The 13,965-nt window shown below is 65.5% G+C and carries 15 protein-coding genes; 7 read left to right on the top strand and 8 right to left on the bottom strand.

Translation table 11 applies throughout. The features are described 5' to 3' along the window. Nucleotides 1-17 precede the first annotated feature (17 nt). From hisF to hisB, 5 genes are all read right to left on the bottom strand, one after another. Nucleotides 18-806: an imidazole glycerol phosphate synthase subunit HisF gene (hisF, locus tag KYN89_RS12980; RefSeq protein ID WP_222825438.1), complete on the bottom strand. Its 789-nt coding sequence runs from the start codon at nucleotides 804-806 to the stop codon at nucleotides 18-20. Continuing rightward, complete coding sequence (locus KYN89_RS12985) at nucleotides 803-1,003, bottom strand: hypothetical protein (RefSeq protein ID WP_222825439.1); 201 nt, start codon at nucleotides 1,001-1,003, stop codon at nucleotides 803-805. The genes hisF and KYN89_RS12985 overlap by 4 nt, the downstream gene beginning before the upstream one ends. Then, a complete protein-coding gene (hisA, locus tag KYN89_RS12990; RefSeq protein ID WP_222825440.1) occupies nucleotides 1,000-1,731 on the bottom strand; it encodes a 1-(5-phosphoribosyl)-5-[(5-phosphoribosylamino)methylideneamino]imidazole-4-carboxamide isomerase in 732 nt (243 codons plus the stop codon). Before hisA ends, KYN89_RS12985 begins: the two co-directional genes overlap by 4 nt. A 163-nt stretch (nucleotides 1,732-1,894) precedes the next feature. Further along, on the bottom strand, nucleotides 1,895-2,512 hold the full coding sequence (gene hisH / locus KYN89_RS12995; protein ID WP_222825441.1) for an imidazole glycerol phosphate synthase subunit HisH: 618 nt from the start codon (nucleotides 2,510-2,512) through the stop codon (nucleotides 1,895-1,897). Then, nucleotides 2,505-3,098 (bottom strand): imidazoleglycerol-phosphate dehydratase HisB, encoded by a 594-nt coding sequence (hisB, locus tag KYN89_RS13000; protein ID WP_054527262.1) that lies wholly within the window; start codon nucleotides 3,096-3,098, stop codon nucleotides 2,505-2,507. Before hisB ends, hisH begins: the two co-directional genes overlap by 8 nt. A gap of 85 nt (nucleotides 3,099-3,183) precedes the next feature. Here hisB and KYN89_RS13005 point away from each other — a divergent pair, with 85 nt between their 5' ends. The 3 genes from KYN89_RS13005 to gmk all read left to right on the top strand — a co-directional run bounded on the left by KYN89_RS13005 (nucleotide 3,184) and on the right by gmk (nucleotide 4,884). Further along, on the top strand, nucleotides 3,184-3,696 hold the full coding sequence (locus tag KYN89_RS13005) for an SspB family protein (RefSeq protein ID WP_010236326.1): 513 nt from the start codon (nucleotides 3,184-3,186) through the stop codon (nucleotides 3,694-3,696). Between the two features lie 57 nt (nucleotides 3,697-3,753). Continuing rightward, nucleotides 3,754-4,152 (top strand): hypothetical protein, encoded by a 399-nt coding sequence (locus KYN89_RS13010; protein WP_197637459.1) that lies wholly within the window; start codon nucleotides 3,754-3,756, stop codon nucleotides 4,150-4,152. Nucleotides 4,153-4,218: 66 nt separating this feature from the next. Further along, nucleotides 4,219-4,884, top strand: coding sequence for a guanylate kinase (gene gmk, locus KYN89_RS13015; RefSeq protein ID WP_222825442.1), 666 nt, complete (start codon nucleotides 4,219-4,221; stop codon nucleotides 4,882-4,884). 54 nt (nucleotides 4,885-4,938) lie between these two features. Here gmk and KYN89_RS13020 read toward each other — a convergent pair whose 3' ends face one another. The 3 genes from KYN89_RS13020 to KYN89_RS13030 form a co-directional block, all read right to left on the bottom strand. Next, entirely contained in the window at nucleotides 4,939-5,742 is an 804-nt protein-coding gene (locus KYN89_RS13020) for an SDR family NAD(P)-dependent oxidoreductase (protein ID WP_222825562.1), read from the bottom strand. A gap of 140 nt (nucleotides 5,743-5,882) precedes the next feature. After that, nucleotides 5,883-7,022 carry an acyl-CoA dehydrogenase family protein gene (locus KYN89_RS13025; protein ID WP_222825443.1) on the bottom strand — a complete coding sequence of 380 codons (1,140 nt, stop codon included), beginning with the start codon at nucleotides 7,020-7,022 and terminating at the stop codon, nucleotides 5,883-5,885. Nucleotides 7,023-7,170: 148 nt separating this feature from the next. After that, complete coding sequence (locus KYN89_RS13030) at nucleotides 7,171-8,349, bottom strand: acyl-CoA dehydrogenase family protein (protein ID WP_222825444.1); 1,179 nt, start codon at nucleotides 8,347-8,349, stop codon at nucleotides 7,171-7,173. Nucleotides 8,350-8,575: 226 nt separating this feature from the next. Between KYN89_RS13030 and KYN89_RS13035 the strand changes: the two genes are divergently transcribed. From KYN89_RS13035 to KYN89_RS13050, 4 genes are all read left to right on the top strand, one after another. Next, nucleotides 8,576-10,042, top strand: a complete 1,467-nt coding sequence (locus tag KYN89_RS13035) for an MFS transporter (RefSeq protein WP_222825445.1) — start codon at nucleotides 8,576-8,578, stop codon at nucleotides 10,040-10,042. Nucleotides 10,043-10,141: 99 nt separating this feature from the next. Further along, on the top strand, nucleotides 10,142-11,434 hold the full coding sequence (locus tag KYN89_RS13040) for an acyl-CoA dehydrogenase family protein (protein ID WP_222825446.1): 1,293 nt from the start codon (nucleotides 10,142-10,144) through the stop codon (nucleotides 11,432-11,434). A gap of 69 nt (nucleotides 11,435-11,503) precedes the next feature. Next, entirely contained in the window at nucleotides 11,504-12,589 is a 1,086-nt protein-coding gene (locus KYN89_RS13045) for a Zn-dependent alcohol dehydrogenase (RefSeq protein WP_222825447.1), read from the top strand. 256 nt (nucleotides 12,590-12,845) lie between these two features. After that, nucleotides 12,846-13,889 (top strand): phosphotransferase family protein, encoded by a 1,044-nt coding sequence (locus KYN89_RS13050; RefSeq protein ID WP_222825563.1) that lies wholly within the window; start codon nucleotides 12,846-12,848, stop codon nucleotides 13,887-13,889. Nucleotides 13,890-13,965: the final 76 nt, after the last annotated feature.

Here is a 13,965-nt window from a genome sequence, read left to right on the forward strand (position 1 = left end):
TGGTTATGCGTGACGCCTCAACCGTGCGTCCCTGCGTAGGGTTCCGGGTGGCGCGCAGGCAAGCCCGCCGCGCGCAGCGCGTCCTGCGCCTCAGCGACCGTATGCTGCCCGAAGTGGAAGATGCTCGCTGCCAGCACCGCGCTTGCACGGCCTTCGCGAACCCCCGCCACCATGTGGTCGAGCGTGCCGACCCCGCCACTGGCGATCACCGGCACATCGACCGCATCGGCGATCATCCGCGTCAGTTCGAGGTCGTAGCCGTCCTTGGTCCCGTCGCGGTCCATTGAGGTGACGAGCAGTTCGCCCGCGCCCAGCTGCGCCAGCTTCGTCGCATGTTCGAGCGCATCGATCCCGGTCGCGCGGCGGCCGCCGTGGGTGAAGATTTCGTAGCGCCCGCTCTCGCCACGCCGCGCATCCACGCTCGCCACGACGCACTGGCTGCCCATGCGCTGCGCGATATCGTCGACCAGTTCGGGCCGCGCCACGGCGGCGGAGTTGATCGCGACCTTGTCTGCGCCTGCCAGCAACAGCGTGCGCGCATCCTCGACGCTACGCACGCCCCCGCCCACGGTCAGCGGCATGAAGCAGACTTCAGCGGTACGCCGCACGATATCGGCCAGCGTCGCGCGCCCTTCGTGGCTGGCGGAAATGTCGAGGAAGCACAGCTCGTCCGCGCCCGCGAGGTCGTAGGCATGCGCCTGCTCGACCGGATCGCCCGCATCGCGCAGGTCGACGAAATTGACGCCCTTGACCACGCGGCCCTCGGCCACGTCGAGACAGGGGATGACACGGATACGGACGGTCATAGCGTCACCATCCGATAAGCGAAGTACGCGATCACCAAAGTCCAGAAAGCGATCACAGACCAGAAGATGTTAGGGTCATCGGCCCTTGTACGCCGACGGCCCCCGAACACGTAACCGACCTTGCCCGTCTTCAGAGCTTGAACGATCTGGTATGCGCTCAGAATGATCGCGGCGATGGATACGAGATAGGCAATCATCTCGCCCCTGTCCCCACACGCAGCGCCTCTGCCAGATCGAGCCGCCCGTCGTAGAGCGCGCGGCCGGTAATCACGCCCTCGATCCCGTCAGCCGTATGCGGCGCGAGCGCGCGGATATCCTCGATGTCGGCGACGCCTCCGCTGGCGATGACGGGCAGCGATTGCGCCCTGGCCAGCGCCAGCGTCGCCTCGACATTGCAGCCCTTGAGCAGCCCGTCGCGCCCGATATCGGTGAACAGCAGTGCGGCGACGCCCGCATCCTCGAACCGGCGCGCCAGGTCTTCGACGGGCAGGTCGGAAACGCTCGCCCAGCCCTCGGTCGCGACCATCCCGTCGCGCGCGTCGACCGCGACCACCACGCGGCCCGGATGATCCGCCGCCAGAGCCTTGACCAGTTCGGGGTCCTTCAGCGCAGCCGTGCCGATCACCACCCGCGCCACGCCGAGCTCCAGCCAGCGCTCCGCACCCTCGCGCGTGCGGATGCCGCCGCCGAGCTGCACCTTGCCGGGGAAGCGTTGGAGGATGCTCTCAACCGCGTGGGCATTGACCGGCTCGCCCGCGACGGCTCCGTCGAGGTCGACCACGTGCAGCCAGCTCGCGCCTGCTTCGGCAAAGCGCGCGGCCTGTTCGCCGGGATTATTGCCGTAGATTGTCGCGCGGTCCATATCGCCTTCGGCGAGGCGGACGACATTGCCGCCCTTGAGGTCGATAGCTGGGAAGATGATCATACTGCGTGCCCCTCTCCAATTGCGGCTAGGCTCCTGCGTCGCCAAGCCTCCATATCCTCTCCCGCGAGGGGAGAGGAACGCGGCGCACTCGTCCTCTCCCCTTGCGGGAGAGGATAGCGCAGCTTGCCGCGCCAGCGGCTAGCGGAGCTTGGTGAGGGGCGCATCACGGCTTCCACTTCAAAAACCTTTCCAGCAGCGCCAGCCCGTAGGCCTGGCTCTTCTCCGGGTGGAATTGCACGCCGAGGATATTGTCGCGCGCGACCGCCGCCGTCACTGCCCCGCCATGGTCGGTGCGCGCAGCAACATGCGCATTGTTGGCGACATCGAAGGCGTAGGAATGGAGGAAATAGGCCTCGCCCGGATGGATCAGCGCGCTGGCATCGTCGGCCACCACCACATCGTTCCAACCCATGTGCGGCACCTTTACGTGTTCGGACGGCTCGAGCGCGCGGACCTCGCCGCCAATCCAGCCGAGCCCCGGCGTCTCGCCATGCTCCAGCCCCTTGTCAGCGAGCAGTTGCATGCCGACGCAGATGCCGAGGAAGGGCACGCCGTCCTTAAGCACGCGGCCCTCCAGCGCCTCGATCATGCCGGGCAGGCTGGCAAGGCCGTTGTAACACGCGCCGAACGCACCCACGCCGGGCAGTACGATCCGCTCCGCCTGCGCCAGCGCATCGCCATCCGAGACCAGCGCGACATCCGCGCCGACCCGCTGGAGCGCGTTCTCGACCGAATGCAGGTTCCCGGCGCCGTAATCGATCAGCGCGACACGATCAGCCACCCAGGATGCCCTTGGTCGAGGGAATGGCCCCGCCCTTGCGCGGGTCGATCTCCACCGCCTGCCGCATCGCGCGGGCGAAGCCCTTGTAGATCGCCTCGCAGATATGGTGGTTGTTGGAACCGTACAGCAGCTCGACGTGGAGCGTCAGCCCGGCGGTCTGCGCGACCGACTGGAACCAGTGCTCGATCAGCTCGGTGTCCCACTCGCCCAGCTTGGCCTGGCTGAAGCCCGCACGCCACACGCACCAGGGCCGCCCGGAAATATCCAGCGCGACCCGCGCCAAAGTCTCGTCCATCGGCGAATAGGCAGTGCCGTAGCGCGCGATCCCGCCCTTGTCGCCGAGCGCCTGCGCCAGCGCCTGGCCCAGCGCGATCGCGCTGTCTTCGGTGGTATGATGCTGGTCGACATGCAGGTCGCCATCGACCTTCATCTCCACATCGATCAGCGAATGGCGGGAGAACTGTTCGACCATATGGTCGAGAAAGCCGATCCCCGTCGCCACCTCGTAGGTGCCGGTGCCATCAAGGTTCACCGCCACGCGGATGCGCGTTTCCTTGGTATCGCGCTCTATCAGACCGGTTCGCATGGGGACGCGCGCTATCCGTGACCGGGGCTGCACGCAAGCATTCTGCGCTTGACCATACGCGCGCTCGCCGCCACCTAGCCACGTGATGAGTGACGATGCGCCCGATAGCCTGATCCCCTACGACCAGATCGTGCAGGAGGCCCTGCGCGCCGTGGTCGGCAGCGTGCTTGGTGAAATCGAGGCGGGCGGCGGTACGCTGCCCGGCAACCACCATTTCTACATTACGTTCAAGACCGGCGTCCCCGGGGTCGAGATACCCGACCATCTGCGGGAGCGTTTTCCGGACGAGATGACGATCGTCCTGCAGAACAAGTTCTGGGATCTGAACGTGACCGAAGTGGGCTTTTCGGTCGGGCTGAGCTTCAATCAGCGATCCTCGCATCTGGTGGTGCCGTTTTCCGCGATCACCGCCTTCGTCGATCCGGCGGTCGATTTCGGCCTGCAGTTCCAGGCGACCGAGGTGGAGGACTACCCCACCCCGACCGATGCCGCAGGAAACGACGGGTCGGACGATGCGGAACGCGATCCGCGCGAGGCCGTTACCAAGAACGAAGACGGCTCGAACGTCGTCACGGTCGATTTCGGCCGCAAAAAGTAACGCTCCGCACACACTCGTCAGCGCGTCCGGAGCCTGCAAGCCAGGGGGCCTGACCAGATGAGCAAACGCCGCGAGGAACTGCGCCGCAAGGTCGCCCGCGGACAGGCGCGCGCACGTGGTGAAGCCGTGCCCGGCCTCTCCCCCAACCCGGCGGCCAACCTGATCATGGCCAACGCGATCGTGCGCACCGGATCGATCCTGCTGCGCCGGGCGGTCGACAAGCGCATGCTGCGCGGGCGTTATGGCAAGGATACCGCCGAAGCCGCGGCAGAGAACCAGGGGCTGGGATCGACGCTGACCGCGCTCGCTCTGTCCAAGGTCGCCGCGCGGTCGTCCACCGGCGCGGTAGTCGTCGGCGGCGGAATGCTGGCCAAGGCGCTGTACGACCGGCGGCAGGCCAAGAAGGCGCGGGCCAAGGGCGACGCGAAGATTCTGGAAGACGCCGCCGACGCGTAAGCGCGCACGCACCCATTACGGATTTAGCCGACGCGAAGGGTTGATCTGACCCGCCCGGACGGGCCAATGGCGGATATGCCCGACTCCTCCTCCCATTCGCACGATACCGACACGCTGCACCGGCGCGGCCTGATGTTCATCCTCTCCTCCCCCTCGGGCGCAGGCAAGACGACGCTGTCGCGGATGCTGCTCGCCTCGGAGGAGGAAATCATGCTGTCGGTATCCGCCACCACGCGCCCCCCGCGCGAAGGCGAGGTCGATGGCAAGGACTATCACTTCGTCAGCAACGAAGAGTTCGACCGGCTGGTGGAAGAGGACGGGTTCTACGAATGGGCACCCGTCTTCGGCAATCGCTACGGCACGCCCAAGGGCCACATCCGCGAAGGACTGAAGCGCGGGCAGGATTACCTGTTCGACATCGACTGGCAGGGCACGCAGCAGCTTTACCAGAAAGACCAGCAGGACACGGTCAGCGTGTTCATTCTGCCGCCCAGCCTCGACGAACTGCACCGCCGCCTGACCGCACGCGCGCTCGACAGCGAAGAAGTGGTCAACAGCCGGATGGAACGCGCGCGCGCGGAAATCAGCCACTGGGCCGAATACGATTACGTCGTGATCAACGACAATGTAGATGCGTGCTTCACCAAGGTGCGCGAGATCCTGCACGCCGAACGCATGAAGCGTACGCGCCAGACCGGGCTGATCCCCTTCGTGCGCGAATTGATGGGGTGAAGCGAACCCCGGGGAGCAAGCGCGCCCCGAGGCTCGACGATAGTACCCGGGGCCTTAGTCGCCCGAAGGATCGACGAAGCTGGTCGACATATTGGCGTTGACCACGCCGCCGTCGATCGGGATCGTCGTGCCGACCACGTAGTCGCCCGCGCGGCTGAGCAGGTAGATCGCGCCGGCGGCCATATCCTCGGTCACGCCCACGCGCCTGCTCGGGATGCCGCGCTTGACCGTCTCTTCATTGTCGCGCGCCGCGCGGTTCATCGCGCTGGGGAAAGCGCCCGGGCCGATTCCGTTCACGACGATGTTGTGCTGGATCAGCTCTGCAGCCATCCGCCGCGTAAGGTGGATCAGCCCGGCCTTGCTCGCCTGATAGGGATAGGTCGGCCACGGGTTGGTCTTCATCCCGTCGATGCTTGCGATCATCAGGACCTTGGCCGGACGCTCCGCCGTGCCCGCCTTCTTGAGCAGCGGGAGCAGCTTCTGGGTGAGGAAGAACGGCGTCTTCAGGTTGAGGTCCATCGTGCGGTGCCAGCCGGCTTCGCTGAACTCCTCGAAGGGTTCGCCCCAGGCCGCGCCTGCATTATTGACCAGCAGGTCGAGCTTGTCCTCGCGCGATGCCAGCTCGTCGGCCAGCGCCTTGATCCCGTCCATCTGGCTGAGGTCGCCGACCAGGCCGATGACCTTGTCGCCCAGTTCGGCGGCGGTCTCGTCGACCTGCTCCTTCTTGCGCGCGACGATATAAACCTTGGCGCAGCCCGCTTCGAGCAGGCCTTCGACGATCATGCGCCCGATCCCGCGGCTGCCGCCGGTGACCAGCGCGATCTTGCCTTCGAGACCGAAAAGGTCGGTGAGTTTCATCATGTCCGTATGCTCCGTTCGTCCTGAGCCTGTCGAAGGGCGAACCCTGCGCGACGTTCGCGGTTCGACAGGCTCACCACGAACGGGGGGGCGCTATCCTGGCCCCCCGCCCCTCCCGCGAACGGGAGGGGAGGCTTGAATCAATACCCGCTGAGTTCGGCAACCCGGCCCGCGTGGTAGTACATGTCGCCGAGGAACTCCTGCAGCGCGCGATCGCGCTTCATGTAGAGGCCGATGTCATATTCGTCGGTCATCCCGATGCCGCCGTGCATCTGCACGCCTTCCTTGACCGCGAGGCCCGCCGCCTTGGCGACCTTGGCCTTGGCGACCGAGGTCATCAGTTCGGCCTGCTCGCTGCCCGCATCAATGAGCTGCGCAGCCTTGATGGTCACCGCGCGGGCGATCTCGACCTCGGAATAGAGGTGCGCGGCGCGGTGCTGGAGGGCCTGGAATTCGCCGATCAGCTTGCCGAACTGCTTGCGCTGCTTGAGGTAGTCGACCGTCATGTCCATCGCGCCGCGCGCGACCCCGACGCCTTCCGCCGCCGCGCCGACACGGCCTGCGCGCAGCATGGCGTTGAGGATTTCGCGCCCACCGTCGACTTCGCCGATCACCGCATCACCGTCCAGTTCGACCGCGTCGAAGGTGATGTGGCTCGCCATCGAAGAATCGACCAGCCGCACGCTGTCGTGGCTCATGCCCGATGCGTCCTGCGGAACCGCGAACAGGGTGATCCCGTCGGCATCGCTTTCGCTGCCCGAGGTGCGCGCGGCGACCACGATCATCTCGGCGCTGGCGCCGTAGACCACGAAGTCCTTCTTGCCGGTGAGCTTGAAGCCGTTGCCCGACTTCTCCGCCTTGCAGGCGATCTTTTCGGGCCGGTGCTTCGCGCCCTCGTCGATCGCGACGGCGTAGACGTTCTTGCCTGCGACCAGATCGGGCAGCCAGCGGCCGCGCGTGTCGTCGCTGCCGTGCTTGAGCGCGGTGGCGGCGAGCACGGAGCTGCTGAGGAACGGCGACGGGGTAAGGTTCGCGCCGATTTCTTCGAGCACGATGTTCGCCTCGACCTGGCCCATGCCCAGCCCGCCGTCGTCTTCGGGCAGCAGGATGCCGGTGAAGCCCATTTCGCCGAACTGTTCCCACAGCCCGTGGCCGAAGCCGTCCTTGCAGTCGCGGTCGCGCCAGTGGCGCAGCTGCTTGGCAATGCTGCCTTCTTCGCGGATGAAATCGCTGGCGCTGTCGGCCAGCATCGCCTGATCGTCGTCGTAGTAAAGTGGCATCTGTTCTCTCTCCAAATCCCCTCCCGCCTGCGGGAGGGGCAGTGAGACTTGGTCGCGTCGGCGACCTAGTCGCAACGGGGTGGGAGGCAGTGCGGCGCAAGGCCTCGCCCACCCCCGGCCCCTCCCGCGAGCGGGAGGGGAGAATGATTTACGCGCCCGGCAGTTCGAGGATGCGCTTGGCGACCACGTTGAGCATCACCTCGCTGGTGCCGCCCTCGATCGAGTTCGCCTTGGTGCGCAGCCAGCTGCGGGCAGGCTTGCCGTGCTCGGTCTCGTCGCTTTCCCATTCGAGGGTACGCGAACCGCCGGCTGCCATCAGCAGCTCGTGCCGGCGCTTGTTGAGCTCGGTCCCGGCATATTTGAGCATGTTGGGCTGCGCAGGGTGGCCCTTGCCGACCTTGACCTCGTCGAGGAACTTCTCGCTCATCGCGGTAAACGCCAGCGCATCGACATCGAACAGCGCCATTTCCGCGCGCAGCACAGGGTCGAGCTCGCCCTGGCGGCTGGTGACAGCGCCCAGCGAAGAAGCACGGTCGCCGCCGCCGGTCGCGGAGATCATCTCGCGCTCGTGGCCCAGCAGGTACTTGGCGACATCCCACCCGCGATTGATCTCGCCGACATAGGCCGGGATATCCTCGCCGTAGGACTTGGGCACCTTCACATCGTCCATGAAGGTTTCGCAGAACGGGCTGTTGCCGCTGATCAGCTTGATCGGCTTGGTGGAGACGCCGTCGCCCGCCATGTCGAACAGCATGAAGGTGATGCCCTGGTACTTGTTGTCCTTGTCCGTGCGGACGAGGCAGAAGATCCAGTCGGCTTCATCGGCGTAGGAGGTCCAGATCTTCTGGCCGTTGACGATCCAGTGGTCGCCCTTGTCCTCGCCAAAAGTCTGCATCGAGACGAGGTCCGATCCGCTGCCCGGCTCGCTATAGCCCTGGCACCAGCGAATCTCGCCGCGCGCGATCTCGTTGAGGAAGCGCTGCTTCTGGCCTTCGGTGCCGAAGTGCAGCAGCGCCGGGCCGAGCATCCAGATGCCGAAGCTGCTGAGCGGCGGGCGCGCGTTGATCCGCGCCATTTCCTCGCGCAGCACTTTCGCCTCCGCAGGCGAGAGGCCCGCGCCGCCATAGGCCTTGGGCCATGCGGGTACGGTGTAGCCCTTGTCGCGGCATGCCTCGAACCACGCCTTCTGCGCGTCGTTCTTGAACGTGGCGTTGCGCCCGCCCCAGTAGACGTCGTTTTCGTCTTCGGCGGGCTTGCGCATTTCGGGGGGGCAGTTGGCTTCGAGCCAGCTGCGCGTTTCCGCGCGGAATTGCTCCAGATCGGCCATGTATCTCTCTCCTCGGGATGCGGCGGAGCGGTGTGAGACTCTCGCCGCCGGTGCTTTTGCTGACGCCTACGTAAGGCCAAGCGAGGGCCCGCCGCAAGCGTACTTTCGTAAAACCGGTATGCCGTAGCGGCAGGCCGATTGCGCTTGCACGCCACCGCACAACCCGTAGTGTTACGTGAACGTAAGACGCGGCCAGCAAAGCGCCGCCGGGAGAGATTTTCACACCATGGCTTTCACTCAAGGCCCGCTGCCGATCCGCCTGCGGCTAACCCAGGGGCTTGGCGCGATGGCCTTCGGCGTGAAGGACAACGGCTTTTCGTTCTTCCTGCTGATCTTCTACAACCAGGTGCTGGGAATGGACGCGGGGCTGGTCGGCCTGGCGCTGATGCTGGCGCTGGTGTTCGACGCGGTGCTCGATCCGCTGATCGGCTATTTCTCCGACCGGACCTATACCCGCTGGGGCCGCCGCTTGCCGTGGCTGTACATCGCGCCGTGGCCGCTGGCGATCATGTGGATCCTGCTGTGGTCGCCGCCGGGCGGTGAAGCGCCCAGCTTCCTCGGCCTGCTCGGGATCGCGGTGGGCGTGCGCGTGCTGCTGTCGGCATGCGAGGTGCCGCAGGTCAGCCTGCTGCCCGAAATCACCGCCGATTATGACGAGCGAACCACGCTGTTCCGCTATCGTTACCTGATGGGCTGGGGCGGCGGCATCCTGATGATGGTGCTGGCCTATACCGTGTTCATGCGCGGGCCGGACGGGATTCTGGAGCCGGAAGGCTATGTCGGCTTCGGCATTGCAGGCGCGGCGATCATGGCGCTCTCCGTCGTCGGATCGGCGCTGGGCCTGCACAAACTGGTCGCGCATCCGCCGGCCAAGCGCCCGCCTCCGTTCCGCTGGCGCGATGCCTTTGCGGAGATCAAGGAGGCGTTCAGCGAGAAGGCGTTCCTGATCTTCGCCGCCGGGGCGATGGCGGCCTATGTCAGCCAGGGGACGACCTTTTCGATCTCCAACTATCTCAACGTGTTCGTCTGGCAGCTCGACCAGGTGGAGATTCCCGGCCTGCCGATCCGGCTGACCGGACTGACCGCCTATCCGCTGGTGCTGTTCCTTAGCGCGGTGCTGATGTTCATCGTGGTCAGCCCGCTGCACCGCCGCTTCGGCAAGGCCTATACCGCCGCAGGTGGCGCGCTGGCGGCCTTCGTGCTCGCATTCATCCCTTATATGCTGTTCCTGCTCGGCGCATGGCCGCAGGTCGGTACGCTGGGTTCGACCATGCTGTTCTACCTGTTCCTGGTCTTCGCCAACGCATCGGGCATCGTCTCGATGATCTCCGCATCCTCGATGGTCGCCGAAATCATCGAGCTGTTCGAGGAACGCACCGGAGAGCGGGCGGAGGGCAAGTTCTACGCGGGCAACTGGCTGGTCCAGAAATGCGCGACCGGCGCGGGGATCTTCATCTCCGGCCAGATCATCGCGCTCGCCCAGATGCCCGCAAAGGCCAAGGCCGGCGAGGTCGGGATGGACGTGCTGAGCCCGATGATCCTGCTTTACGCAGGGGTATCGCTGATCCTCGCGGTGATTGCGGCCTACTGGCTCGCCCGCTTCCCGATCACCCGCGAAAGCCACGAGGCGCGGCTCGCTCTCCTCGACGATGCGGCACGGGCCGACGCGGAAGGCGAAGTGCTGCCGCCATAATTGACGCAACAGGGTTGGCGCAGCCGCGCCGCTCTGCCACGAGACGTTTCAACCGCATACCTGATATTCGAAGACAGACCGAAGCAAGAGAGGCAAGACATGGATTTCCAACCGACCGAACGGCAAAGCCACTGGCGCGACCGGGTGCGCGACTTCATCGAGAAGGAAGTGCGCCCCGCCGTCCCCACCTACAAGGCCCAGGACGCCGAGGGTGATCGCTGGAAGGTCATCCCCGTGGTCGAGGAGCTGAAGGAAAAGGCCAAGGCCAAGGGCCTGTGGAACATGTTCATGCCCCCGCGCAACGACAGCCACCACCATGTCGATGAAAGCTTCGAGTTCGAAGGCCCCGGCCTCACCAACCTCGAATACGCGATGGTCGCCGAAGAGCTGGGCCGCATCGGTTTCGCCAGCGAAACGATGAACTGCTCCGCACCCGACACGGGCAATATGGAAGTGCTCCACCGGTATGGCACGCGCGAGCAGAAGGAGCAGTGGCTTGCTCCGCTGATGGCCGGCGAGATCCGCAGCGCCTTCCTGATGACCGAACCGCAGGTCGCCAGCTCGGATGCAACCAACATCGAAACCTCGATCATCCGAGAAGGTGACGAATACGTCATCAACGGGCGCAAGTGGTGGTCCAGCGGTGCGGGCGATCCGCGCTGCAAGGTCGCGATCGTGATGGGCAAGAGCGATACTTCGGCGCAGCGTCACCAGCAGCAGTCGATGATCCTGATGCCGCTCGACGCGGAAGGCGTCACCATCGAGCGTCACCTGCCCGTGTTCGGCTACGACGATGCGCCGCACGGCCACATGGAAATCAGCCTCAACAACGTGCGCGTGCCCGCTTCGGCGATGCTGCTGGGCGAAGGGCGCGGGTTCGAGATCGCGCAAGGCCGCCTCGGGCCGGGCCGCATCCACCACTGCATGCGCACCATCGGGGTCGCGGAAGAGGCGCTGGAGAAGATGTGCAAGCGGCTGCAGGCGCGCGAAGCCTTCGGCAAGCCGATCTACAAGCATTCGATCTGGGAACAGCGCGTCGCGCAGGCCCGTATCGACATCGAGATGACGCGCCTCCTTTGCCTCAAGGCCGCCGACATGATGGACAAGGTCGGCAACAAGGCAGCCAAGCAGGAAATCGCGATGATCAAGGTCGCCGCGCCGACCATGGCTCTGAAGATCATCGACGATGCGATCCAGGCGCATGGCGGTGCCGGCGTGTCCGACGATTTCGGCCTCGCGCAGGCCTACGCGCATCAACGTACTCTCCGGCTGGCGGACGGCCCGGACGAGGTCCACGCACGCTCGATCGCGCGCATGGAATTCGCCCGGCACGCGCCGACCGAGGACGAGATGGAAACCTACAGCTCGGGCGACATGGGCGCCACGCGCTAACGCCCAAGGCAACACTACCGCTCGCCCTGACAGGCTCAGGGCGAGCGGAAAAATTAGACGGAGTTGAGAATGGCGAAGGCTGCAATCCTTGAAAAGCCCGGCGAACCGATGGTGATCGGCGAGATCGAACTTGCCGAACCCGCCCCGCACGAGGTTCTGATCGACACCAAGGCGTGCGGCCTGTGCCATTCGGACCTGCACTTCATCGACGGTGCCTATCCGCATGCGCTGCCGCTGGTGCCTGGGCACGAAGCGGCGGGCGTGGTCCGCGCGGTGGGCAGCGAAGTGACGATGGTGAAGCCGGGCGACCATGTCGTCTCGTGCCTCAGCGCGTTCTGCGGCCAGTGCGAATTCTGCGTCACCGGGCGCATGGCGCTGTGCCTTGGTCAGGGTACGCGGCGCGGCAAGGATGCGGCCCCGCGCCTCTCCCGCAATGGCGAGCCGGTCAACCAGCTGCTCAATCTGTCAGCCTTTGCCGAACAGATGCTGATCCACGAACACGCCTGTGTCGCGATCGACAAGGATATGCCGTTCGACCGGGCCGCCGTGCTCGGCTGCGCGGTGACCACCGGTGCAGGCACGATCTTCAACGCGATCAAGCTGACGCCGGGTGAGAGCGTGGCGGTGATCGGCTGCGGCGGCGTCGGCCTCGCGGCGATCAACGCGGCCAGGATCGCGGGCGCAGGCATGATCATCGCAGCCGACCCGCTCCCCGAAAAGCGCGCGCTGGCGGAAACGCTGGGCGCGACACACACGGTGGATGCCCTGGCGGAAGATGCCGCTTCGCAGATCGTCAAGCTGTCGGGTGGCGGCGTGCATTACGGCATCGAAGCGGTCGGACGGCAGGCGAGCGCGGATCTCGCGGTCGCATCGCTGCGGCGCGGCGGCACTGCAGTGGTCCTCGGCATGATGCCGCTCGACTGCAAGGTGGGCCTGGGCGCGATGGACCTGCTTGGCGGCAAGAAGCTGATGGGCGCGATCATGGGGATGAACCACTTCCCGGTCGATCTGCCGCGCCTCGTCGACTTCTACCTGCGTGGCCTGCTCGACCTCGACACGATCATTGCCGAACGGATCGCACTGGAAGACATCAACGCCGGGTTCGACAAGCTTCGCGAAGGGCACAGCGCCCGCAGCATCGTGGTGTTCGACTGACGGTTACGGGACCGCGCCTGTCCTACACCGGGCTGGCGCGCTAAAACCTGCGTCGGACAGATCATTCGGCGCAGGGTGATGAATTTTGAAAGGTGACACTTGCCGCTCTCGTTTGCGGTCCGGCCCGGCGGAATAGTGCGACTGCACGCCATGACCGGAATTTCGCGAACGGGCGCGGTACAGGTGCCAGCATAGAGACTGGCCGCCATTGGTTTAGGAGAGGAAGTTCGTGGCAGCTATCGACTACGAGAAGGAAATGGTCGGCACGGTCGACGTGCCAGAGGCGGACAAGCTGGACGAAGCGGCTCTGACCGCGTGGTTCGAGGCGAATGTGGAGGACTTCGAAGGGCCCCTCACCCTCTCGAAGTTCAAGGGCGGACAGTCCAACCCAACCTACAAGGTGGCGACTTCCAGCCGCAATTACGTGCTGCGCCGCCAGCCTTTCGGCAAGCTGCTGCCATCGGCCCACGCGGTCGATCGCGAATATACCGTGATGAGCGCGCTTGCGCCCACCGGCTTCCCCGTGCCGCGCACCTTCGGGCTGTGCGAAGACGCCGACGTGATCGGCTCGAAATTCTTCGTCATGGAACTGATCCAGGGCCGCAACCTGTGGAACGGCGCGCTGCCCGATTACCAGCCGGACGAGCGGCGCGAGATCTACCACGCGATGGTCGACACGCTCGCCGATCTGCACACCACCGATCCGCAAAAGATCGGGCTGGGCGACTACGGCAAGCCGCAGGATTACTGCGCGCGCCAGATCGCGCGCTGGACCAAGCAGTACAAGCTTTCCGAAACCGAAGAGATTCCGGAGATGGAGGCGCTGATCGCGTGGCTGCCCGAGACGGTGCCCGAACAGCACGCCAGCGGGATCGTCCACGGCGACTACCGGCTCGACAACATGATCTTCCATGCCGAGGAGAACCGCGTTGCCGCGGTGCTCGACTGGGAGCTGTCGACGCTGGGCGATCCGATCGCAGATTTCAGCTATTTCGTGCTCAACTGGCACAACCCGTCCGACGGCCGGGCTGGGCTCGGCGGGAAAGACCTGAAGGCGCTGGGCATCCCCACCGCCGAGGAAGTCACCCAGCGCTATGTCGAACGCACCGGCTACCCCGTGCCCGACATGGACTGGTACTTCGCGTTCAACCTGTTCAAGTTCGCCGGGATCATCCAGGGCATCAAGAAGCGGGTAATCGACGGCACTGCCTCGTCAGCGCATGCCAAGCAGATGAGCGAGCGGGTGCGCCCGCTGGTGCAGTCCGCCTACGACTTCGCCAAGCGCGCCGGGCTCGACTGAGCGGGCGCGCTTCACAACCGCGCAGGGGCTCGCTAGCAGGCATGGCGAAGACGGGGCCGATACCCGGTGCAGGAGT

This window comes from Alteriqipengyuania abyssalis (genome assembly GCF_019857185.1).
Lineage (GTDB): Bacteria > Pseudomonadota > Alphaproteobacteria > Sphingomonadales > Sphingomonadaceae > Alteriqipengyuania > Alteriqipengyuania abyssalis.